This is a genomic window from Pseudovibrio axinellae (genome assembly GCF_900110875.1).
GTDB lineage: Bacteria > Pseudomonadota > Alphaproteobacteria > Rhizobiales > Stappiaceae > Pseudovibrio > Pseudovibrio axinellae.
The window spans coordinates 115,597-137,767 of sequence record NZ_FOFM01000006.1 but is presented as its reverse complement, the minus strand read 5'-3'; the positions used below and the strand labels follow the sequence as shown (position 1 = coordinate 137,767).

Sequence of the window (22,171 nt, the reverse complement as noted above, 5' to 3'; positions counted from 1 at the left end):
TGCGCAGTCCTGCCCGAATGTGTTTTGGGTTTTCAATTCCGTGAAAACATTTTGATACCAGGGTTAAGTCAGGTTTAAGGGACTTTGCGTTAAACCCCAAAGTCAAATGTGATTCAAAAGCCGCCTGTGTGGTCTAAACACGGGGGCGATTGATTGCGTAACGCGATAGTTCGCTGGAGCACGACCAGCGACTTTGGAGCAGAATATGGCGACGAAGGCGACACAAGCTGAAGATACGCAGGAACCGGCAGGCGCAGAAGGACAAGATGGTCCTCTCTTGGATTTGTCGGTCGCCGCCGTCAAGAAAATGATTAAATCCGCAAAAAAACGCGGATACATCACTTATGACGAACTAAATGAAGTTCTTCCACCTGATCAGGTGAGCTCTGAGCAGATTGAAGACACCATGTCGCTTCTTTCTGAAATGGGTATCAACGTTGTTGAGTCGGAAGATGCAGAAGAAGGTAAAGAGGAAGAGGAGGCTCCTCCCGCTGTAGATGGCGGTGAGTTGGTCGTTGCTTCTTCTACTGCTGTTACCAAGACTACAACTGCCAAAGAACCTACAGACCGTACCGATGATCCGGTTCGTATGTACTTGCGCGAGATGGGCTCGGTTGAGTTGCTTTCCCGCGAAGGCGAGATTGCGATTGCAAAGCGTATTGAGGCTGGCCGTGAGGCCATGATCTCTGGCCTTTGTGAAAGCCCGCTGACGTTCCAGGCGATTATCATCTGGGGTGAGGAACTGGCCGAAGGCAAAGTTCTTCTTCGCGATATTATTGACCTTGATGCGACATACGCTGGCCCTGACGGCAAGAACGGTCCATCTGATGATGACCTGTCTGAGCAGGAACAGGCTGGTGAGGGTGAAGTTCCTGAGGCTGTACGCCTTAAGGAAAAAGAAGAAGCCCGCAAGCGCAAAGAAGAAGAAGCCCGTAAGCCTAACGGTGCTGCTGCGCCTGCTGCTGGTGCTGCGCCTGCTGCTGCGCCTGCCGCTGCGCCCGCTGCTGCCGCGCCGGGTGAAGCACCTGCTGAGGGCGGTGAGACAACTGACGACGATGACGACGAGTACGAGGCAAGCGTTTCTCTTTCCGTGATGGAAGCTGAACTGAAGCCTATGGTTGTCGAAATCTTCGACAAAATCACTGAAGACTACAAAAAGCTGCGCAAGCTTCAGGATCAGCTGGTTGAAAATAAGCTGGCCAACAAAACACTGTCTCCGTCTCAGGAGCGTCGTTACAAGAAGCTTAAAGAAGATATTATTGTTGAAGTGAAGAGCCTGCACCTCAATAACAACCGTATTGAGACACTGGTTCAGCAGCTTTACAGCATCAACAAAATGCTGATGGGTTATGAAGGCCGCCTGCTGCGTCTTGCTGACAGCAACGGTGTGAACCGCTCAGACTTTATCAAACACTACCAGGGTTCTGAACTGGACCCGAACTGGATCCGCAAGGTTGCAAACCTTTCTGGCCGTGGCTGGAAGAAGTTTGTTACCAACGACGGTGACATGATCCGCGAACTGCGCGGCGAGATTCAGACGCTTGCGACTGAGACTGGCCTTGAGATCACCGAATTCCGTACCTTGGTTTCCATGGTGCAGAAGGGTGAGCGCGAAGCACGTATCGCAAAGAAGGAAATGGTGGAAGCGAACCTTCGTCTCGTTATCTCCATTGCCAAGAAATACACCAACCGTGGCCTGCAGTTCCTGGATCTTATTCAGGAAGGTAACATTGGCCTCATGAAGGCGGTAGACAAGTTCGAATACCGCCGTGGTTACAAGTTCTCCACCTATGCGACCTGGTGGATTCGTCAGGCGATCACCCGATCCATCGCGGATCAGGCACGCACCATCCGTATTCCGGTGCACATGATCGAGACGATCAACAAGATCGTTCGTACCTCTCGTCAGATGCTTCACGAGATTGGCCGTGAGCCAACCCCGGAAGAGCTTTCTGAAAAGCTGCAGATGCCGCTTGAGAAGGTCCGCAAGGTGCTGAAGATCGCTAAGGAGCCTATCTCCCTTGAAACACCGATTGGTGATGAGGAAGACAGCCATCTTGGTGACTTCATTGAGGATAAAAACGCTATCTTGCCGATTGATGCGGCAATTCAGGCGAACCTTCGTGAGACCACGACCCGCGTTCTGGCATCGCTGACACCTCGTGAAGAGCGTGTTCTGCGTATGCGCTTTGGTATCGGCATGAACACCGACCACACTTTGGAAGAGGTTGGGCAGCAGTTCTCCGTTACACGTGAGCGTATTCGTCAGATTGAAGCGAAAGCACTGCGCAAGCTGAAGCACCCAAGCCGCTCCCGCAAACTGCGGAGCTTCCTGGACAGCTAAGCTGCTACGGATTTGAGAAGATTAAGAAGCCGGTCTCTGAAAAGGGGCCGGCTTTTTGTATTTTGACTGTTCTACTGATGCGGCACCTAGCGCGCTAAGATGGTGAGGTTGACGTGCAGTGGGGAAAAGTGGGTATGATTTTAGTGCGATAAGCACGGTTTTGTTTGTTTAGATTCCTAGCCAATAGTGAAAGCAGGTGTTGCGGGGTTTCTGGAATACTCGGCTCATGTGTTGTGATGGAGCTGGACTATGAAACCGGAAGATATTCGCCGTGAGCTGGATAGTTTGAAGGAGGCCGTGCGGCATAAGCCAAGCCGGGGCTGGGTGATTGCCACCTCCATCATTACGACACTACTGGTCTTTGTGGTTATTGTTGTGATTATGATGTTTGCGATGATGAACCGTGTGCACCATGCGGGTTGGCGCGGTCATGGCCCTGATCGGTACCTTGATCAGCCGCTCAGGCGCACGCCTCCTCCTCCACCTGGACAACCGGTCCCGCGATCGTAATGCCTGAGCTGCGGCAGGAGGCGCCAGCTGTGGTCGTTCGTTAAGACATCCTCTTCGCCTAAGGGCTTGGTTCACTACCTTTGCTCTGGAGTTGCAATGGAAACCACCGAGCGCAAAACGGTTCAGCGATACATTGATGAAACGCCGTTCTGGGCCGATGGAACGCCTCTCAGTCATGCGCCAATGACGGGTATGCAATGGCGTATCTGGGCCGTTTCAGCTGCTGGGAAGTTTTTTGAAGGTGGCATTATCTTCATGACGGGGGTTGCGCTTCCGCTCATTGTCAAAACCTATAGTTTGACCTCGGTTGAAGCGGGGCTTGTTGCTTCTACGCCTTTGCTTGGCATCCTTGTTGGTGCAACTGGGTTTGGTCGTCTTGCCGATTTGTTGGGCAGGCGCTTTGTATTTATCACTGATATGGTGGTGCTGGTTGCTTTTTTGGTGCTTATGATTGTTGCGCCGAACTTTTCTATTGTGTTGCTGGCATTGTTTGGCATCGGCATAGCTTTAGGGGGCGATTATCCTACAGCACACCTGGTGATTTCAGAGTGTATTGCGGCGAGGCACCGGGGACGCATGGTGCTTGCAGCCTTTAGTTTTCAGGCTCTTGGGGCTTTGGTGGGCACGATTGCCAGCTACCTTGTTTTATCAGGAGATGAGACGACGCAGGTGTGGCGCTTGATGTACGCGACGGTTCTTGTTCCCGCCCTCCTGATTTTGATTGGCAGGCTGTTTATTATCGAGAGCCCGTTCTGGCTGATTGCCCACCATAAAACGGTAGAGGCAGAGTTTGCGCTCTACCGTTTGATGAAACGTACCCCGCAATACCCTAGGAAAATCGCACTGAAGCCTCATATGAAGCAGCGGCATGCCCACAGTTTGGGCTTGCTGGAGCTGCTGCGTTCGCCTGAGAGACGGCGCGAATTGGCGTTCACGTCTGTGCCATGGTTTTTTCAGGATATTGCGACCTACGGCATTGGTTTGTCCATGCCCCTGTTATTTTTGGAGGTGCTAGGCGAAAGCTCTGGTCCGGCCCGCAATGTGGTGGGCCATCTTGCGCAAAACGTCATGTCGGCCCGCATCACGGCGGTGTTGGATGTGTTCTTGGTTCTTGGGGTTGTGTGTGCTGTCTTGCTGGCTGATCGCGTGCGCCGAATCCCGCTTCAGATTTGGGGGTTTGTTGGCTGTGCAGTTGGGCTTGTTATTGCCTGTGTTGGTGTGATCAGCGATGGGGTTGTGGGGTTTTCCATGCTGTTTGCGGGGCTGATGGTGTTTAATTTTATGTGCAATGTGGGGCCCAATGCGCAGACCTATCTTTTGGCGGGGGAGGTGTTTCCGACACGGCTTCGGGCTTCCGGGGCTGGTTTGGCAGCGTCCTGCGGCAAGGTTGGTGCGGTTGGCTCTGCGTTTTTATTCCCAACGGTTTTGTTGGCTTTGGGGCTGGAGTTGTTCCTGCTGCTGCTGGTGGCAACGTCGCTTCTAGGTGCGTTCTTTACGTGGGTTTGGCGTATTGAGACAACCAATCGCACGTTTCAGGAGATTGATCAGGCCGCTGATAAGGCGGAGGACTAGAAGTCAGGACTATCAATTTCCACGGTGTGGTTTGGAAGTGAATTTTGAAAGCACCGGCAGATGCATAAAGATACGGCGGATCTCGCCCTGGGTTATCTCCACATTTACGGCACATATCATTTCATCCTTGGCATTTTAAAAGCAGCGAGGGTGGCGAGGCCGGCAATGGTAGCCATGAAGAGAAACACGAGCGGACCTGTTTGAGAGGCTGTTTGTGCTGTGATCAAATCCTTCGCGCCGGGGACTGAAAAGCCACTAAGACCTGCCAGTAGACCAGCGAATGCCGCACCGATGGTGATGCCAGCTGATTGAATTGGGCCAATAAAGCCAGAGGCTCTGTCACGCTCTTCTTCCGTTTCAGCATAGATGATTGCCCTCTTCAGGAACTGGCTGCTCATGCCAAATCCGAGGCCGACAAAGGCACAGGAGAGCAGGAAGATCCAAAGTGAGAGAAAGTGCAGGGAGGCTGCGGAGAGCAAAATTCCGGTGGTGATGCTCAAAGCACCCAAACGTATCAGGTTGGCTTGAGTGCCGGGCGTTTGAACCCTTGCAACTGTCCATGCAGCAATTGTCCATGTAAAGGCGGTGATCGCCATTGCATAGGAGGCTTGCGTTACAGTAAGGCCCCACAGAACCTGCCCCATGGCGGCGCCGTAAATACCGCGGGCAGCGCTGGAAATGGACAGAAGTAATGTGACCCACATGCCAAGCCCAAGTATGCCGGAAAACTTGAAGGCGCTGCGTGGGATAAACGGTATTGCGCTCTGCTTATCCCACCTGGCAACCACAAACAGCAGAAAGAGGCCGGAGAACAATGCTCCAGCAATATGACTAAGGCTTCGCAATTCTCCCACATACGCGATGAGCAAGATCGCTATCGCTAGCAGTCCTAGGCGGGGGAACATGCTCAACTTGTCTGAGGACCGTGCTGTTGCCTCTGTGTTCCGTGTGGTGGAGGGAATGACGGTTATCGCCAATATGAGCAAGATCAGTGCCAGTGGAATATTGGCATAAAACACGGCGCGCCACGACCAGCTTTGTGTCAACACTCCAGCTGTGAGCGGGCCGATGCCTGCGGAAACAGCCCATACACCTGACAAAAGGGCAAAAACTGAGGCAACGGCGTGTTTGGGATAAAGGTCCGAGATGAGCGTGTAGCACAAAGAAACGATCATCCCCTCGCCAAGGCCTTGCAGCATTCTGCCGAGCAGGAGGTACTCCAAAGAACTGGCCGCACCGCCAATGAAAGACCCTGCAAGAAATGAAAGGGCAGCGGCGATGAAAAGAGGACGTGCGCCAATTCTGGCCTTTAAAGTGCCAGTAACAGTGCCAGCTAAAACGGAACCGACCTGAAACAGGCTGAGCACCCAGAACGCGCGTTGCTGTCCGCCCAGATCCCTGATGATGTCCGGCATAATAGCGGAGGAGAGAAAGTTGTTCATGCTGGCGGAGCCGACACCCAGAACCATAATAAGGGAAGCCAGCCAGCGCCCGTCAGTGGTGAGCGTTTTAATGGGCGATAATGAAGCGGTGTTTGTTAAGGTAGATAACGTCATAAGTATCACCTATTTAGAAATGTATATTTTTTTTATTCTGCGTAACTGAATAAGTAAAGTATCTTCTTTCTTAATTAATATCGACTGAAAATGCCATAAATCGGCCCCGCATAAATTTGCGGATTGTTCCTTTTGTTTCGAAGGCTTAGCCTTTGACTTGCACGAGGGGGTCTTTTTTTAAAGAAACACGGGTTGTTGGGATATGCTTGCGTAATGCAGACAGATTGGCGGATCTGCGGGCTAATGCATGCATGATTCTTAAGTTCGAAACAGATCAGATAGAACTTCATTAAGCAAAAGTTGCAAGCTGCAATTGGAGGGCTGCATAAAAGAAAACCCCGCTTGGGGCGGGGTTTGGGAGTTTGGTTGGAGGCTCGTGTTACTGCACCAGCTCATATGTTATTGTCACGGATGAGGTGAGCTTTTCCTGGCCTGCTGCGATTGGTGGCGCGCCATCCATTTTTGGAGCACTCATCATTCTCATTTCTGGGTACGGAGCTGGATTATAACCTGCCTCTGAAATGTGTAGGACTTTGCCAAGGCTTACACCGGCCGCTTTGGCATAGGTTTCTGCTTTTGCCCGCGCATCTTTCACGGCATCCTTACGGGCTTCATCAATGTATTTTTCAGGGTTAGATACCCCAAACTGGATTTGCCCTAAATTATTGGAGCCGTTTTGCACGAGCATATCCAATGTCGTACCAAGCTTGGCAATGTCTTTCAGGTTGATATGGATGCCATTTTGAACGCGATACCCTACAATCTCAGGGACTTTGGGTTCGCCACTTTTGGGACGATGGTTGTCATAGACCGGGGAAATATTGAAGCCAGTGGTCTGTATGTTTTTTTTGTCGATGCCGGCCTTTTCAACGTCTGCCAGAATCGTACGCATGGTCTTTGAGTTTTTCTGGAGAGCAGTTTTGGCATCGTCGCCCTGTGTGACAACACGAGAGACCAGCGTCGCCGTATCAGGTGCAACGTTTACAGAACCTGACCCTGACATTGTGATCTTGGCAGGCTTTCCGTCAGCCTTGGCATTGACGCCGCTGGATACGACAAGGGCGACGGCGACAAGTCCGGTAACTGCAAGTGCGCTTATGCTTGGAAGACGCAATTTCTTCTGTTTAGTCTGCATTTAAGTATGTCTCCAGTATCAAAGTTGTTTCTGGCTGATACGTGATCAGTGTGGCGGACGGTTGATTTGATCAGCCGAATATCAAGAAATGCAATTTAAAGTTACAATTGCGGCGTCTCTCGGGCGTGATCATGTCAATTCACGGGTTTGAATCTGGTGATCCAGGTTTATTGGCTCGCCGACGTTGCCATCTCCCGACAAAAGAATTGCGATGGGGCGGGAAGAGGGGAACTGCGCGCATATAATAATAGTGAGCACCACGAGTGGTACACACAGGACCATTCCAAGAACGCCCCATAATGCGCCCCAAAAGCTCAAGGAGATCATAATAACCAGCGGAGAAATGTTTAGTTGTGTGCCCATCAGTCGCGGTTCTACCAAGTTCCCAAGCATGAACTGAACAGCCCCCAAACCAAGCGTGATGGCGATGAACGGGGTCAGGGTGTCGAAGTAGACCAGTGACAAAAGGCTTGGGAAGATCACTGCAATAAGTGACCCGATTGTCGGGATATAGTTGAGCAGAAACGCGATGAACCCGAACAAAGCTGCATAAGGAAGACCCGCCCAGGTTGTGATGCCAAAAGTCAGGAAGCCAGTGAGAATGCTCACGCCTGTTTTGATGCCCATGTAATGACGCATGCGGCGACCAACCTCATCACGGATGGCAAATGCAAGCTGCGCGCGGTCTGTGTCTTCAAAAAGAGCGGCCAGCTTTTTGTCAAAGGTTGCCGCCTCGAAAATCATGAAGAGCACATATATGAATACCAGCGAGCTTGAACCGGCAAGGCTGGTGAGAACGGAGGCGCCTGTACTTAGTGCTGCGCTCAGCGAGAAGTTGGGTAGGATATCGGAAAGTTGGATTGGCTTATCCATCTTCAGCTGAGTTGAGAGCTTTAACAGTAACTCATCCAAACGCCCCTGATAGGTGGGTGCATCAAACGCTAATTGCTGAAGGTTGACGGAGACAATATTGAACAGGATGCCAAGCACATAAAAAATCACAAGCAGCGCTAAGAGGATTGTTAGTGGGCGCGGCAGATAAGAGCCCACCACGGGCAAATGCTGTAGGGCAGTGGACATGGAGTTGATAATGTACCAAAGCACCAAAGCGATAATAAGAGGGATAATGAGCGAGCGCCCTATGAACAAAAGCCACCCAATAATAACCAGAAGGAAGAGTGAGGCGGTGAACTTTATGAGGGGTTGGCGCATCATGCACTCCAAGGGGTGGGCTGGCGTAAGTTCCTTAGCTATTCACATAGTCTCTTAAAGTCAGGTGTTTATAAAGTACTGTGGTGTAATCAGTGCAGATCTGGCGGGGAAAAGATGCATCCCCAAGTTTCAACAGGATCTGTGGATCTACATGCTTTAAACAATTTACTCTGGCGCATGTGTTGGTGTAGAAACTATCCTCGGTAAGGGCCTGTAGCTCAACTGGTTAGAGCCGTCCGCTCATAACGGACTGGTTGGGGGTTCAAGTCCCTCCGGGCCTACCACCTTCCCTCTCGTATTCTCTTTTCAAGACCTGTGTGCTTAGTCGCTGTGCTGGGTGTTTTCGCGTTGGGCTATTTCTAGCGCGCCGCGCAGGGCGTCGTTTTTGGCGGGTACGATCAACTGCTTTATGTCGGGGGGGAGGAATGCCTCATAGACTGGCTTTAAGTCTCCCAGCAGGGCGATAGGGAGTGTGCCCTCGTCGCTGAGAAGTCTGAGAGCGGAGGCGACGTAAGCGGTGCCTTCCTCCACGATGTCCAGGGCCAGGCTGCTTTGTTGCTGTGCATAGATAAGGATGACAGGCATGAACTGGGCAAAATCTTCTGGCATTGCTGCACGGGCAAATTCAGAGAGTTTTTGCGGATTGTCTTCAAACTGGCTCAGAATGTGTTCAGTGAGCGGACCCAATGAACGCAGACCGTCATGGGCGAGCAGGGCTTCTTTGAGCGCACGTTCCCCCATCTTCGCGCCGCTACCTTGATCACCACAATGAAAGCCCCATCCGCCGAGTGGGTACTGCTTGCCGCCTTTGCGCGCCATAAAGTTGGAACCAGTACCCAAAATAGCGACCACGCCATCGTCCGACCCATGAGCGCCTTCCAAGGCAATCAGGCTGTCTGAAACGATTTGCACTTCTGCAAAGGGAAGCTTTTGGGCGATGCCTTCTGGATTGGTGTAGGCATTCGCACCTGCCAGACCCAGGACGGCGAAGGTTTGTTGCAAGGCCTCTTCGGTCAGGTTTGCGTCCTCGCAGGCCTCTTTTGCGCAATAGAGTATGGAGTTGAGACACTGGGCGGGGTCGCTGTAAATATTGGCGGGCCCGGCTTTTGCATGGCCCAGCAAACGTCCGTCTGCTGTTGCGATTGCTGCGCGGCATGTGGAGCCTCCACCATCGACACCCAGAATATAGTCCATGAGGTTCGTCTCTCCTGTTTCTATCCTGCTGTTGTGTATGGCAGCATGTGTTTAAGGCATGGTTGAGACGAGTTTGTTTTCGCTAGGAATGAGGGCGCGTACGCTGCGCTGAAGGTGTGAGTGTAATCGGATGAAAACAGTTTGCTTCCACCCGATTACATTATGCTTGGCTACAAGATCATTTGAACAAAACTTAGTGTTTTGGCGCAGAGTCGACTTATTCGTCTTCCGTGGCGAAAGTGCTGGCCTGCTCTTCACTCAAAATATCGAGCAGGACTTTGCATGGGCGGCACAGGCGAGTGCCTTTCTCGGTAGTAACGATTGGGCGGTTCATGAGAATTGGGTGCTCCTGCATGAAATCGAGCAATTGTTCGTCAGTCCATTTTTCGTTTGCAAGGTCTAGCTCATTGTACAGCTTGTCTTTGTCGCGAAGGACCTCACGAACGCTTAAACCACTGTCTTTAATCAGTTTTTCTAGCGTCTGACGCGAGGGCGGGTTCTTGAGGTATTCTATGATCTGTGGCTCTGTACCAGCTTGCTCGAGCATAGCCAGCGTGTTGCGAGAGGTGCCGCATTTGGGGTTGTGGTAGATGGTCGGTTGCATGTGGATCACTCCGATGAAGTTGGTCAACGATTGGGAATTGGATTGAGGTTTTGACACAGGGCTGGATCGCCGTTGCAGCAATCCTGTGTCAGGAAGTGAAGCAGGCTGCGCATGGTTTGCGGGGCAATGGCATAGCGCACCACACGGCCGTGACGCTGCGCTGTGAGCAGGCCTGCACGTTCCAGCGTGGCGAGATGGAAAGACATCCGTGTGGGGGCAATAGCAAGATCCTTCGCGACCTGACCAGAGGGGAGGCCATTGGGCATCGCAGTCAAGATCAAGCGAAAGGCAGCAAGCCTGTCTTTGTGGGCTAAAGCGGAGAGCGCAGCAACGGCGTCGCCCTCTTGCAGCAGCGGCGCGTCCACTGTGTTGCTCATTTGCGTGTCAGTCATGAGAAGGTACTACAAATATACTTGTAGTATTGCAATAGGAGGTTTGGGGTGAAACGACGACAAAGAGGCATCTGGGAAAGATGCCTCTTTGTTTTCATATGGACGCAAGTTTGAAAAGTAAATGTGGTTTATGTGCTCTCATTATGGACGGTCAGAGAGGTGAAACACTATGATTTCTGCGCCTTTGGCGTTGTTCAGCACTAAGCTGCCACGTCCTTCGGCCTCAATTGCATCGCCGTCTTCCAAGGTCGCACCGTTGATCTGTAGTTCGCCTCTGGCCACATGCACATACACGGCGCGGTGGTCGTTCAGCTCAAAGTTGATCTCGTCTTTGCCGTCTAGTTTGCCGGAATAGACGTCGGCAGCTGCCTCGGTACGAATGGAGCCGTCCCGTCCATCATGAGACAGAAACAACTGCAATTTACCATCGCGTGCCGTGTCATCCAGATCCAGCATTTCATAGCGCGGCGTTGTGTTTTTGCGCGCTGGAATCAACCAGATTTGCAGCAGGTGAGAGGGGGCCTCTGGTGAGGGGTTGAACTCTGAATGCTGGACACCAGTGCCGGTGCTCATGAACTGAATGCCACCTTTGCGCACGGTGCTGCCGTTGCCCATGGTGTCTTTATGCTCCAGTTCACCTTCCAGCATGTATGAGAAAATTTCGAAGTTCTCATGAGGGTGCATTGGGAAGCCGCCATCGCCTGCGATCCAGTCGTCATTGATGACGCGCAGGTTATGGAAGTGCATGTTATTGCGGTCATAATAGTTGGCGAAGCTGAAAGAATGGGCGCTCTTCAACCAGCCAGCATTGGCATGGCCGCGTGCGCTGCCGGCGCGGACTTTTATTTTTAAATCAGATGCTGTGTTCAACATTGCAGGTCTCCAAATTATTAACGCTTTCAAACTTGCTGTCCTGGACCTAAAGATATTCCTATTCTCTGCGTGAACAAGTCGTGCTTTAGTGATCTTATTGTTCAATAATGATGAACGAAGGGATTCGGAGCGCCTTTGCGGAAACTGCGAAAAACAGGCAAGAATTTCTCAAAAATTTCGTTGGGTGAAGCCGAAACTCAGATTCCTGTGCGCTACCTGTGTCAAAGCCCTCAAATCTGTGGGTAGGCGCGGCCCTATAAAGACTTCAGTGTCCACCCTATGCCTAATTTGCGGATTGGTGAATGAGTGACTTCCGGGTCATGATACGGCGGTTGTCCAAATACCGCTGTTTTAGTCTTGGAGCGTGGAACAGGTAGTATGGCGTTGAAAATCCTGCATACAGCGGACTGGCATATTGGCCAGAGCCTAAACGGCTGGTCGCGTACCTATGAGCATCAACAATTTTTCAACGAGCTTGAAGAGTTGATTGACGCGCATGAGGTGGACGCGCTGGTTGTTGCAGGAGATGTTTTTGACAATCAGAACCCATCTGCTGAAGCTTCGCAGATGCTTTATGAAGCGCTGGCTCGCTTTCATGATAAACGCCCGCATTTGGTCACTGTCCTGACTGCTGGCAACCATGACCCCGCCGGGCGCGTAGAAGCGCCAGGTGTTTTGTTGCAAAAGATTGGTGTGCAAGCGGTTGGTATGGTGCGCAGGCAGGACGGTTCTTTGGATCTGTCCCATCACCTTGTTCCACTCAAAACCAGTGATGGCGAGGTCAAAGCCTATGCTTTGGCACTGCCTTTCCCACGCACGAGTGACCTTCCTGGATTGAGCTTTTCGACAACAGTCGAAGGCTCTCCTGTGGTGCGCGCTGTTGCAGAGCTTTACGAGGCCGCTGTTTCTCAGGTGAGGGCGGCAATCGGTGACCTGCCGTTGATTGCGACAGGGCATTTGCATGTTGCTGGTGGTTTGGAATCGGAAGGGGCGGAGCGGCGCATTCTCATTGGCGGCGAACACGCCATGCCTTGGGAGCAGTTTCCGGATGATCTTGCTTATGTCGCGCTTGGGCACCTGCACAAACCGCAGAAGGTGGGCAAGGAGACCATTCGCTATTCCGGTTCCCCTTTTCCTCTTTCCGTCACAGAGCAACATTACAAGCATGGTGTGAACCTGTTGAGCTTTTCAGATGCTGGTGTGCTTTCTATCGAACGCCTTGGACTTCACCGTCCGGTTGCGTTCCACCGCCTGAAAGGGGATGGCGGGTTGCTGCTGGAAGAGCTGGTGCCGGAGTTGGAGGCGCTGGGCCTCGACAGTGCATTACCAGTGGAGCAGCAGCCGTTTGTGCATGTGGATTTAAGGCCGCAGGTTTCTGCCAGCGGGTTGAAGGCAGAGGTGGATCAGATTCTTGCACAATATCCAGTGCGTAGTGCAGGTGTTTCCGTTTTGCGGCCCCAAACCCAAGCCCCGATTAGCGCAGAGGCTGAGAGCCTTATCCGCCTTTCTGAAGTTCAGCCAGATGAGTTGTTCAAGTCCGCTTTTGAGCGGGTGCACGGCATTGAACCTGATGCCAAACATCTGGACTGTTTTTATCGCGCTATCGCAGAAGCGGAGGTCGAGTAATGCGTATTCTAGCGGTGCGTGGCGAAAACCTTGCCAGTCTGGCAGCTCCTTTTGAAGTCAACCTTGAGCAGGAGCCGCTCAAAGGGGCTGGTTTGTTTGCCATTACCGGTGAGACCGGTGCAGGCAAATCCACGCTTTTGGATGGCTTGTGTCTTGCTTTGTTTGGTCAATGCCCGCGGCTGAGTGCGGCTGGCAGCAGTGACAATGTGCCAGATGTTGCCGGCTCTGATTTGAAAGAGACCAATCCCCGCACTGTGCTGACACGTGGCGCAGTCTCTGGTTTTGCTGAGGCGGACTTTGTTGGGGCTGATGGCGAAGGGTACCGTGCGCGCTGGACTGTGCGCCGTGCGCGCAACAAGGCATCGGGCAAGCTGCAAAATGTCGAGCGTTCTTTAGTTCGTATTCAGGACAATGCTGCTCTTGAAAGCGGTATCAAGCAGGTTGATGCAGCCGTTGAAGAGCGGCTTGGCTTAACTTACGAGCAGTTTAAACGGACAGTTTTGCTGGCTCAGGGCGATTTTGATGCCTTTTTGAAAGCCAACGATAATGAGCGGGCAGCCCTGCTTGAAAAGGTAACGGGCACCCAAAAGTACCGCGATATCTCCCGAAAGGTTTTCCAAAGTGCCTCTGAAGCAAAAGAGGCCGTTGCCAAACTGGAAGAAAAATCGGAGGTAGCCGGCCTGTTGGACGAAGGCGAGCGTACAGCTTTGCAGGAGCAACAGGCAGCTTTGGATGCTCAATCCAAGGCTTTGCAAAGCGACATGGACGCCATTGCCAAGTCGTTGACCCATTTGCAAAAGCTGGATGATACCAAAAAGCGTTTGGACACTGCCCAAGACGAGTTTGTTGCGCTAAAGGCGCGCTCGGAAGCTGCACAGACCAAGCGGGATTTGAAGGAGCAGTTTGAACGCATCAGGTCCTTGGAACCGATCAACCAGAAGGTTGTTGAGGCAACGAAGTCTGCTTCAGATGCGCGCTCTGTCTCACAAGACACCCAGATTATGCTGGATGGGGCAAAGAAGGACCTTGCTGCAAAAACCGACGTGGCAACGCAGGCCTCTGCTGTTTTCAATGAACTTGAAGCGGAGCTTGAAAAGCTGGCGCCGCAATGGAGTGCGGCCGAACAGCTGGATACCAAGCTGGTTGAGCTTGAAGCTGACGGAAAGCAGTTGCGCGAACGCTCTGATAGCGCTGCAAGTGAGGCCGCGCGTGCGCAAGAGGCTGTATCTGAGCACGATAAAGCATTGGACGAGCAGAAAGCTTTGCAAGCCACTGTGAAAGAGCAGATGGCGCGGCTGAGTGCGACCAAGGTTTTGAAAGATCGCCGCGAAACCCTTGATGCAGATTTGGATGATTTTGAGCGCATACAGCTTGCGCTCTCCCAAAATGCTGAACGGCTGGTTGAAACGCGCAAACGTGATACGGAACTTTGCGAAATTCAAAGCAAGCTGACCTCGAAGCTTGAGCAGTTTGTGAGTGAGCTGGAAGGCTGCGAGGCGGCACTGACTGCTAAAAAAGCTCGTGTTGCTGAGCTGGGCGGAAATACTGCGCGCAAAGGCATGGAGCAGCTTTCAGCATTCCGTCAACGTGCTGAGAAGCTGCAGGAAAACTCACGCCACTTCCTGCGGGCAAAGCGTAACAGAGACAGCGAGAAGGCCACATGGAAAAAGCTGGAAAGCCAAATGGCAGGCTTGAAGCAGGCCAAAGAGAAAGCTGCTGTTGAGCTTAGCTTTCGAGAAGAAGCTCTCGAAAAAGCAAGGGGCCTATCTACCGTTGCTGAAGCGGCGCAAGGAAACCAGGTAAAAGCCCTGCGCGCAGAGCTGGTTGATGACGCACCGTGCCCTGTGTGTGGCTCTGACCATCACCCTATTGATACACAGGAGGGCCGGGCTGCGTTGGATTCGCTGTTCGGCGACGTGTTTCTACAGCGCAAAGAAGCGGAAGAAGCTAGAGCAGTTGCACAGCAGAGCTTAGATAGGCTTAACCGCGATTTGGCGGCCTGTGAGGCTTCGCATACCAACGCCACTGCTCAAGCGGCCAAGTATGCGCAGGACGCAGACCAATTGCACGCAGGTCTTAAAGACGGTTGGGCTTTACTTGCTGCCCCGTTTGAGGTTGAGCTGACACTTGCTGCTGTTTTGGATGATCCCGATCTGCTCAACGGTGTTGTGGAACAGGCAGAAGAGAAGCTGACTGCGTTGCGCAGTGTCCTTGAAAAGGAGGAGGCCTTGCGAAAGGATATGGAGCAGGTGGAGACCAAGCTTCGCAGCCTTCGTGATGCACACCAGAAAACAGCAAAGGAACAACAGCAGAAAGCTGAAGCTGTTTCATCAACACGTATTGAGCTTTCAAAGGTTGAAGCACGCCAGAATGAGAATACAGAGGCGCGTTCCCGGCTTGAAGAACGTGTGCGGAAAACACTTCTGGATGGAGAGCTGACAATTGGCTCCCTCGGTGATGACATCGCAGGCTTAAAGGCGCACCTGCAAGAGCGTATCTCCACATGGGAACAACTGGAGCTGCAAGAGGGGATAACGTCTTCTGCGCTGCAATCCCTAGAGAAAGAGACCGGTGGTTTAAAGGCTCAGCGCGATGGGCTTGTGAAAACATCTGGTGAGCTGATGGGCAAGCTGGAGGAGCTGCGCAAATTGCATCATGAGCGCAAAGATGCGCGCAGTAAGTTGCTTGACGGGGAACCGACCAAAGAACACCGCCAAACTTTCCAAAACAAACATAGCAACGCAAAAGAACGCTCAACCAACGCAACCAACGCACAAAACAACGCAGACAAGGAATGGGCACGCCTGGAGGCTGGATTAGCTGTTGCGAAGACGGCTGAGGAAAAAGCTGTTTTAGTGCTAACACGCTGCAATGACGAGTTAAATATAAAGCTTTCGCAGCTTGGTTTGTCTCATGATGTCTATCAGGGGCTTAACGAGCGCAGCCATGCGGAGTGGGATGGGCTTGTTGCTGAGCTGAAAGCTCTCGATGATGGCCTGGCTGCCGCTCAAACCGCAGTTGCTACCTGGGCGAAAGAGCTTGATGACGTTCGAAGGCTCAAGATGCCGGATGAAGCAGGCGAGGAGTTATCCTCCCGGCTGGAGAGTAAGCGGCTTGCTCTTTCGGAGTTGCAGGTGAGCAAAGGCGTGGGCGCGGAGAAACTACGCGTGGACGCACAAGCTCTCCAAAAAGCACAGCAGATCATGGGGTTATTGCAGGAAGCCAGAGAAAATGCGCTGGTTTGGGGTGCTCTTTCTGAGGCGATTGGGTCTGCTGATGGCTCCAAATTCCAGAAGGTGGCCCAAGGTGTTACCCTCGATCTCCTGGTGGAGCTGGCAAACAAGCAGCTGCAGCAGCTTAAGCCACGCTACCAGTTGAAACGGGCGGATTTTGGTCTCGGTTTGTTTGTCGTTGACCGGGATATGGGCGACACACCGCGTTCCACACGCTCTTTAAGTGGCGGAGAACGCTTCCTTATTTCCCTCAGCCTTGCCCTAGCTCTCTCAGGTTTGGAGGGGCGGCAATCGTTTGTTGATACGCTGTTTATTGACGAGGGCTTTGGATCATTGGATGCGGAAAGCCTCGACCTTGCGATCGATGCACTGGAGATGTTGCAGGGGCAAGGAAGAAAAGTTGGCGTGATTAGCCATGTGGAAGCATTGAAGGACAGAATACCTGTTCAAGTTCAAGTGCTTAAACATGGCGCAGGACGGAGCCGTGTGACTGTCAACGCGCCGGTAGGCTGGTAAATACCCTCGTTTTCTATTCGATGTTTTGCATGCTGCGCTTGAATTAACATTAAAGTGGAGAGGAAATACGTGAGACTCATCAACTGTGAAAGTGATCTCTTTTCTCAAGCGCGTTTAGTTCATGTTTTATGTGCAATTGATATGCATTCTACGTCACCAAGTTTGCTTGAACAGCATCAAGGTGATCTTGACAGATGCAGTGGTCCAGCTTGTTTTTATACTCAGCCATAGCAGTTATGCAGCCAACCGGTGGAGAGCGGGATAATATTCTGCCGAGCTGGAACGAAGGTAAGCTCCGTCATGGGATCATCGAGAGCATTGAGCGGATGGGGCGCGGTGGCAGTCCGGAATATGTAAAGCTGGATGAGCGCGTTGCTGTACTGGTTGGTGATGGTGCTTTGTGGAGCGAGGTACTCGCTGAGGCCGATGGAAAGGTTGCTACGCCCAAAACGCCCAATGATCTGAGCCTCTTATCTGTCTACACAGAAGATGTGAGAGCCCTTTTGTCTTTGGAGGGACCTCAAGCTGTTGGTGCACGCTACCGAGAATTTGCGTACCAGCCCTTGATTGAGCTGGTCGGCTTTTTAAAGGAACGTCAGTTTCAAATATGGGTTTTGAGCTTTGGTGATCATGAGGTCGACCGCTCGATGGCGAAGCTGAACTATGGCGTGCCGCGCAATAGGGTCATCGAGATATCCAACAAGCCCAACGCGAATCAACCAAATGATTTGGCCAAAGCAATTTGGGAGAGAATTGGTTCAGAGCCCAAAGTGTTTCTTGGGCGCACGCATGGAGATCTGGGCCTGCTTGACCTTGCAAGCCAAGAGGAGGGTACTCTCAAACTCCAGATTGTAGAGGAGGGCAGTGTAGTTGGCGTCAGTCCCGATGCAACTTCAGGTACACAGGACCAGCGTTCAAGTTCATGGAACTTTGTGATCTCCCCAAGCGTGCATTGGCAAAGGAAGTTTTCATGGCAACCACCATCTGAAACAACTCTCACTAATAACCAGTAGGAAATTACAGAGGCTTCGGTTGAATTGTTTTTGGTTATATTTGAGTGGTTCTAGTTTAAATCGATTGAAAGTCTTCTTAGTCCTGTAAGTAAAAATAATATTCGAAGTTTACCAGATAATTTTATCTGGTTTGATGAAGATCAATGAAGACTTGGTGCCCTCTGATATCTCTGTGTTCAGCTTCGGCTGGCACTCGGATGGGGGAGTGTCAACTTTCTTAAAGGCGTGTACCACTGGGTGCACGCCTCTTTTTTTGCCTACACCTCAGGCTCGCTTTATCTGCCAGCAAATCTTAGGGTTGCAGCTTATCCAAAGTTATTCTTATTTCTGGTTGTGTATTGCCGCGTAATCTACGATATTCCGGCTGTTGGGTTCTATTGAAGCTAAGCTTCTTTGATGAAAAGGGAATGCGGTAGGGATGACCAAAGATGGGCCCAAGCCGCAGCTGCCCCCGCAACTGTTACGTGGTGCGTCTATCATAAAAGCCACTGGAGAGGGTCTCTGGGAAGGCGATGGATGCAGAAGCCATGAGCCAGGAAACCTGCCCAATGTTTGATATCAATCGCTCTTTTTTTAAGAGCTCTCGCACGGTGGGTGCGAATAGGAGACGAAATTATGCATGTAGAACCGGGATATGTTTCCGCGGCTAAAGTTATTGCTGCAAATGTGGGTGCTGTGGGCACATTGCTCTGGGCAGCAAAATTGCAAGCCTCTGAGTTTTTGAAAAATCCTCTGGTACCGTTCAAGACCCTTCTGGCCGCGGCGTTCTTCTCTGTATTTATGCAGAGCTTCCATATGTCCGTTGGACCGTCTGAGCTACACTTTGTTGGCGCAATGGCCATGTATCTGACACTTGGCTTTACGCCGGTTGTTCTGGGCTTTGGCCTTGGCCTTCTTTTCCAGGGACTGGTGTTTGATCCGCAAGATCTTTACCATCTTGGCGTGAACAGCCTTTCACTGATCCTGCCTTTGATTTCCGTTCACTATCTGTCTGGCAGCAAGCTGTTTAATCAAAAACTTGCCAAACGCGTGAGCTTTGCGCAGATTTTGAAGCTGGACGCTATGTACTACACTGGTGTTACCGGTATGGTCGGCTTCTGGTTGATGATTGGTGATGTGGCTACCCCGTTCGCTGCATGGGGCCAGTTTGCTTTGTCTTACCTTGCCATTGTTGCACTTGAGCCGGTTGTGACGTTTATCGCTGTTAAAGGCCTGAAAGCGTTTGAAGGCAACGTGATTGTTAAGAATTTGACTGTTGTGCCGCAGTTGAAACTTGTATGAGCTTAAACAGCTTATAAGCTGATTTAAGTTGTTAGATTTTGAAGAAGGGTGGCTGCGTAAGGCAGTTGCCCTTTTTTGTTGGCGGAAAATATCTAGAAAAACCAACAAAAATGGGCGGAATCAATCGCGCCAGAAACGTTATTGATTGCCCCTTGGCGCAGCTTCCATTATGAGTGCCCTCAGAGATTTCTTAAGTTTACTCAGATCAGGAGATGCAGGCACCCCATGGCGCGCCAGTTCATCTATCATATGCACGGGGTCTCCAAGGCCTACGGCAATAAAAAAGTTCTCGATAATATCCATCTGTCATTCTACCCAGATGCGAAAATCGGCATTTTGGGACCTAACGGTGCAGGTAAATCCACTCTTTTGAAGATCATGGCTGGTCTGGACAAAGAGTACACCGGTGAAGCTTGGGCAGCAGAAGGCGCTAAAGTGGGCTATCTGCCACAGGAGCCGAAGCTGAACGAGGACAAAACCGTTCTTGAAAACGTCATGGAAGGCGTTGCGCACAAACAGGCTCTTGTAGACCGCTACAACGAGTTGATGATGAACTACTCTGACGAGACCGCCGATGAAGGCGCTCAGCTGCAGGACATCATTGATGCGCAGGACCTTTGGAATCTGGAAAGCCAGGTTGAGATGGCAATGGAAGCGCTTCGCTGTCCTCCATCCGACTCACCTGTAAACAACCTTTCCGGTGGTGAACGTCGTCGTATTGCACTGTGTCAGCTGCTTCTTTCTGAGCCTGACCTGATGCTGCTTGATGAGCCTACCAACCACCTTGACGCTGAAACCGTACACTGGCTGGAACGCCACCTGCGCGAGTTCAAGGGCTCAGTGTTGATCATCACCCACGATCGCTACTTCCTTGATAACGTGACTGGCTGGATCTTGGAGCTCGACCGCGGTCAGGGCATTCCTTATGAAGGCAACTACTCCACGTACCTTGGCCAGAAGACCAAGCGTATGGAGCAGGAAGGCCGTGAGAACATGGCTCGTTCGCGCGCTATTAAGCGCGAGCAGGAATGGATGGGCATGACGCCGAAGGGCCGTCAGACCAAGTCAAAAGCCCGTATCAATGCTTATGATGCTCTGTTGACTGCACAAGAAGAGCGCATGCCTTCTATCGAGCAGATCCTGATCCCTGTTGGTGAGCGTCTTGGCAACAATGTCATCGACGTTCAAGGTGTTTCTAAAGGCTTTGGTGATCGTTTGCTGATTGATGACCTGTCGTTCAAACTGCCTCGTGGTGGTATTGTTGGCATCATTGGTCCCAACGGTGCTGGTAAATCTACACTCTTTAAGATGCTGTCAGGTCAGGAAAAGCCGGACAGTGGTGATGTGGTTGTTAGTGACCGCGTTCACCTTGGTTATGTGGATCAGTCCCGCGATAAGCTAGACCCGGATAAGACCGTTTGGGAAGAAATTTCTGAAGGCGCTGAAGTGATTTATCTCGACAAGAAAGAGATCAACTCACGCGCTTACTGTTCTTCCTTCAACTTTAAGGGCCCAGGCCAGCAGGCAAAAGTGGGTAACCTTTCTGGTGGTCAGCGTAACCGCGTTCATCTGGCTAAGGTTCTTAAAACAGGTGCAAACGTTCTTCTGCTCGATGAGCCGACCAACGATCTTGACACTGAAACTCTTGCAGCTCTTGAAGATGCGCTTGAGAACTATGCAGGTTGTGCCGTGGTTATCTCGCACGATCGTATGTTCCTTGACCGTCTTGCAACACACATGTTGGCCTTTGAAGGCGACAGCCATGTTGAGTGGTTTGAAGGTAACTTTGAAGATTATGAGAAAGACAAAGTACGTCGTTTGGGTGCACACGCTGCTGACCCAAGCCGTATCAAATACAAGCCGCTTACGCGTTAAACTATGAGTTTGTATTAGTTTTTCAAACCGGCGGGGCAGCAATGCTCCGCCGTTTTTTGTTGGTAAGACTAAAATTATTCGCGTCTAGATTATGCCTGAGCTCACTTTTTATTTTGTTGGTTAAGTGCTGTAGAGATTGTCGAAATCCATTGGGTTACGACTTCTGATCCCCCTGGCGAAACCGCGTATTGCCATCCCATGACACCGCCGAACTCTTGAGAGGCGGCTCGTAAGGGCGCAATGATATAGGTAGCGACATCGCTCGCGCTGATGTAGCCGCTGCCTGAATTCTGGTCTGTCGTAGGTTTACCAATCAATAATTGCGAGGGTTTCAGGCCCTGGGTTTGCAAACCAACGATGCTGGTGGAAAAAGGAGGCGAACCGACTGTACCAGCGACATATTGAGTTTCGCTGGCCGGGTTGTTGTCATCGCCGACCCAGGCTGGGTTATTGTAGTACTGGATATTGAGGTAGTCGATATCGTCACCTGCCTGTCTCATAACATCCAGATAGGGCCCGCCGTACCATTCGGGGTCAAGGTAAGGTGGTTGCGGTGCATGGGTAATCATGTTCTGATCAGTTGGTAGTGCTTCCTTTAGTTTTTGCGTTAAGGAGACCAGAAAGTCGACGGCATTATATCCGCCCTGTCCTATGGCAGCTGCACTGTCTTCCCAATCAATGTCGATACCGTCAAAGTTGTTGCTGGTCACGAAGTCAGTTAGCGCAGTGACGAAACCATCTATGTTGGCATCGCATTGATGCCAAACGGAGGTGGAAAAGGTTTCTCCACCCACAGCAGCAAGTACCTTTAAGCCTTTCTCGCGTGCAATTTGGACTTGTGTTTTTCCGCTTGACGGTTCGGGAGCGATTGCCTGTTGCATAGGCCAATCGTAGCTGAGCGTGCAAGTGCCGTCGGAACCGAATGTTGCGCCGCTTATGAATGCCTGGATTCCGATTGTACACTCGGTTGTGGCGAGTGAGGAGAGAGTTGCATTGGTATTGTCTGTATAGATGACTATTTGCGGAGTATTCATTTTGGGCGCCCTTTGTTTTGCAGAAATAACAAGAGGAGTGACGAAAGCTGTTGTGATTTGTGAGCTGTGCTGCAAAGTGAAGTCGGGCGTTGTTGCTGTGCTTAGGATTGTCGAGCCGCGCTGCGTTTGGTCTCTTCGGTGACCAAAGCATGGCCATACCCATAGAGCGATTAGAGGTAGTGTCAGGCTTCTACGCTTTTG

Annotated in this window: 16 protein-coding genes, 1 tRNA gene and 1 riboswitch; of the genes, 9 read left to right on the top strand and 8 right to left on the bottom strand. The window is 51.5% G+C overall.

Going from position 1 to position 22,171, the window contains the following annotated elements; translation table 11 throughout:
* Nucleotides 1–205 precede the first annotated feature (205 nt).
* The 3 genes from rpoD (at nt 206) to BMZ51_RS14305 (ending at nt 4,426) form a co-directional block, all read left to right on the top strand.
* Complete coding sequence (rpoD, locus tag BMZ51_RS14315) at nt 206–2,344, top strand: RNA polymerase sigma factor RpoD (RefSeq protein ID WP_068002590.1); 2,139 nt, start codon at nt 206–208, stop codon at nt 2,342–2,344.
* Nucleotides 2,345–2,593: 249 nt separating this feature from the next.
* Nucleotides 2,594–2,854 carry a hypothetical protein gene (locus BMZ51_RS14310; protein ID WP_068002587.1) on the top strand — a complete coding sequence of 87 codons (261 nt, stop codon included), beginning with the start codon at nt 2,594–2,596 and terminating at the stop codon, nt 2,852–2,854.
* 96 nt (nt 2,855–2,950) lie between these two features.
* Nucleotides 2,951–4,426, top strand: a complete 1,476-nt coding sequence (locus BMZ51_RS14305; RefSeq protein WP_068002584.1) for an MFS transporter — start codon at nt 2,951–2,953, stop codon at nt 4,424–4,426.
* Nucleotides 4,427–4,542: 116 nt separating this feature from the next.
* On the opposite strand, the gene BMZ51_RS14300 is transcribed toward BMZ51_RS14305, so the two are convergent.
* The 3 genes from BMZ51_RS14300 to BMZ51_RS14290 form a co-directional block, all read right to left on the bottom strand.
* Nucleotides 4,543–5,982, bottom strand: coding sequence for an MFS transporter (locus BMZ51_RS14300; protein WP_068002581.1), 1,440 nt, complete (start codon nt 5,980–5,982; stop codon nt 4,543–4,545).
* Between the two features lie 379 nt (nt 5,983–6,361).
* Nucleotides 6,362–7,117, bottom strand: coding sequence for an SIMPL domain-containing protein (locus BMZ51_RS14295; RefSeq protein WP_068002578.1), 756 nt, complete (start codon nt 7,115–7,117; stop codon nt 6,362–6,364).
* Nucleotides 7,118–7,246: 129 nt separating this feature from the next.
* Nucleotides 7,247–8,329: an AI-2E family transporter gene (locus BMZ51_RS14290; protein WP_068002889.1), complete on the bottom strand. Its 1,083-nt coding sequence runs from the start codon at nt 8,327–8,329 to the stop codon at nt 7,247–7,249.
* A gap of 207 nt (nt 8,330–8,536) precedes the next feature.
* Between BMZ51_RS14290 and BMZ51_RS14285 the strand changes: the two genes are divergently transcribed.
* Nucleotides 8,537–8,613 (top strand) — tRNA-Ile (locus tag BMZ51_RS14285).
* 37 nt (nt 8,614–8,650) lie between these two features.
* Here the strand turns inward: BMZ51_RS14285 and BMZ51_RS14280 are convergent.
* The 4 genes from BMZ51_RS14280 to BMZ51_RS14265 form a co-directional block, all read right to left on the bottom strand.
* On the bottom strand, nt 8,651–9,523 hold the full coding sequence (locus BMZ51_RS14280; protein WP_068002575.1) for a glucosamine kinase nucleotide-binding domain-containing protein: 873 nt from the start codon (nt 9,521–9,523) through the stop codon (nt 8,651–8,653).
* Nucleotides 9,524–9,740: 217 nt separating this feature from the next.
* Entirely contained in the window at nt 9,741–10,127 is a 387-nt protein-coding gene (arsC, locus tag BMZ51_RS14275; RefSeq protein ID WP_068002572.1) for an arsenate reductase (glutaredoxin), read from the bottom strand.
* A gap of 23 nt (nt 10,128–10,150) precedes the next feature.
* Nucleotides 10,151–10,519, bottom strand: a complete 369-nt coding sequence (locus BMZ51_RS14270) for an ArsR/SmtB family transcription factor (RefSeq protein ID WP_203416129.1) — start codon at nt 10,517–10,519, stop codon at nt 10,151–10,153.
* 141 nt (nt 10,520–10,660) lie between these two features.
* Entirely contained in the window at nt 10,661–11,392 is a 732-nt protein-coding gene (locus BMZ51_RS14265; RefSeq protein WP_068002569.1) for a pirin family protein, read from the bottom strand.
* Nucleotides 11,393–11,770: 378 nt separating this feature from the next.
* Here BMZ51_RS14265 and BMZ51_RS14260 point away from each other — a divergent pair, with 378 nt between their 5' ends.
* The 5 genes from BMZ51_RS14260 to ettA all read left to right on the top strand — a co-directional run bounded on the left by BMZ51_RS14260 (nt 11,771) and on the right by ettA (nt 20,936).
* Nucleotides 11,771–13,018 (top strand): exonuclease SbcCD subunit D, encoded by a 1,248-nt coding sequence (locus BMZ51_RS14260; RefSeq protein ID WP_068002566.1) that lies wholly within the window; start codon nt 11,771–11,773, stop codon nt 13,016–13,018.
* Nucleotides 13,018–16,767 (top strand): AAA family ATPase, encoded by a 3,750-nt coding sequence (locus tag BMZ51_RS14255; RefSeq protein ID WP_068002563.1) that lies wholly within the window; start codon nt 13,018–13,020, stop codon nt 16,765–16,767. Before BMZ51_RS14260 ends, BMZ51_RS14255 begins: the two co-directional genes overlap by 1 nt.
* A 194-nt stretch (nt 16,768–16,961) precedes the next feature.
* Nucleotides 16,962–17,780, top strand: coding sequence for a hypothetical protein (locus BMZ51_RS14250; RefSeq protein WP_208979485.1), 819 nt, complete (start codon nt 16,962–16,964; stop codon nt 17,778–17,780).
* A gap of 352 nt (nt 17,781–18,132) precedes the next feature.
* A riboswitch (cobalamin riboswitch) is annotated at nt 18,133–18,343 on the top strand.
* Nucleotides 18,344–18,395: 52 nt separating this feature from the next.
* Nucleotides 18,396–19,061, top strand: a complete 666-nt coding sequence (locus BMZ51_RS14245) for an energy-coupling factor ABC transporter permease (protein WP_068002560.1) — start codon at nt 18,396–18,398, stop codon at nt 19,059–19,061.
* Nucleotides 19,062–19,286: 225 nt separating this feature from the next.
* Nucleotides 19,287–20,936: an energy-dependent translational throttle protein EttA gene (gene ettA / locus BMZ51_RS14240; RefSeq protein ID WP_068002557.1), complete on the top strand. Its 1,650-nt coding sequence runs from the start codon at nt 19,287–19,289 to the stop codon at nt 20,934–20,936.
* Nucleotides 20,937–21,037: 101 nt separating this feature from the next.
* Here ettA and BMZ51_RS14235 read toward each other — a convergent pair whose 3' ends face one another.
* Nucleotides 21,038–21,970, bottom strand: a complete 933-nt coding sequence (locus tag BMZ51_RS14235) for a glycosyl hydrolase family 18 protein (RefSeq protein WP_068002554.1) — start codon at nt 21,968–21,970, stop codon at nt 21,038–21,040.
* Between the last annotated feature and the right edge of the window lie 201 nt (nt 21,971–22,171).

Bases quoted from the DNA above. Each gene is read 5' to 3' on its own strand.
- rpoD (WP_068002590.1), top strand. From the start codon at position 206: ATGGCGACGAAGGCGACACAAGCTGAAGATACGCAGGAACCGGCAGGC.
- BMZ51_RS14310 (WP_068002587.1), top strand. From the start codon at position 2,594: ATGAAACCGGAAGATATTCGCCGTGAGCTGGATAGTTTGAAGGAGGCC.
- BMZ51_RS14305 (WP_068002584.1), top strand. From the start codon at position 2,951: ATGGAAACCACCGAGCGCAAAACGGTTCAGCGATACATTGATGAAACG.
- BMZ51_RS14300 (WP_068002581.1), bottom strand. From the start codon at position 5,982: ATGACGTTATCTACCTTAACAAACACCGCTTCATTATCGCCCATTAAA.
- BMZ51_RS14295 (WP_068002578.1), bottom strand. From the start codon at position 7,117: ATGCAGACTAAACAGAAGAAATTGCGTCTTCCAAGCATAAGCGCACTT.
- BMZ51_RS14290 (WP_068002889.1), bottom strand. From the start codon at position 8,329: ATGCGCCAACCCCTCATAAAGTTCACCGCCTCACTCTTCCTTCTGGTT.
- BMZ51_RS14280 (WP_068002575.1), bottom strand. From the start codon at position 9,523: ATGGACTATATTCTGGGTGTCGATGGTGGAGGCTCCACATGCCGCGCA.
- arsC (WP_068002572.1), bottom strand. From the start codon at position 10,127: ATGCAACCGACCATCTACCACAACCCCAAATGCGGCACCTCTCGCAAC.
- BMZ51_RS14270 (WP_203416129.1), bottom strand. From the start codon at position 10,519: ATGACTGACACGCAAATGAGCAACACAGTGGACGCGCCGCTGCTGCAA.
- BMZ51_RS14265 (WP_068002569.1), bottom strand. From the start codon at position 11,392: ATGTTGAACACAGCATCTGATTTAAAAATAAAAGTCCGCGCCGGCAGC.
- BMZ51_RS14260 (WP_068002566.1), top strand. From the start codon at position 11,771: ATGGCGTTGAAAATCCTGCATACAGCGGACTGGCATATTGGCCAGAGC.
- BMZ51_RS14255 (WP_068002563.1), top strand. From the start codon at position 13,018: ATGCGTATTCTAGCGGTGCGTGGCGAAAACCTTGCCAGTCTGGCAGCT.
- BMZ51_RS14250 (WP_208979485.1), top strand. From the start codon at position 16,962: ATGCAGTGGTCCAGCTTGTTTTTATACTCAGCCATAGCAGTTATGCAG.
- BMZ51_RS14245 (WP_068002560.1), top strand. From the start codon at position 18,396: ATGCATGTAGAACCGGGATATGTTTCCGCGGCTAAAGTTATTGCTGCA.
- ettA (WP_068002557.1), top strand. From the start codon at position 19,287: ATGGCGCGCCAGTTCATCTATCATATGCACGGGGTCTCCAAGGCCTAC.
- BMZ51_RS14235 (WP_068002554.1), bottom strand. From the start codon at position 21,970: ATGAATACTCCGCAAATAGTCATCTATACAGACAATACCAATGCAACT.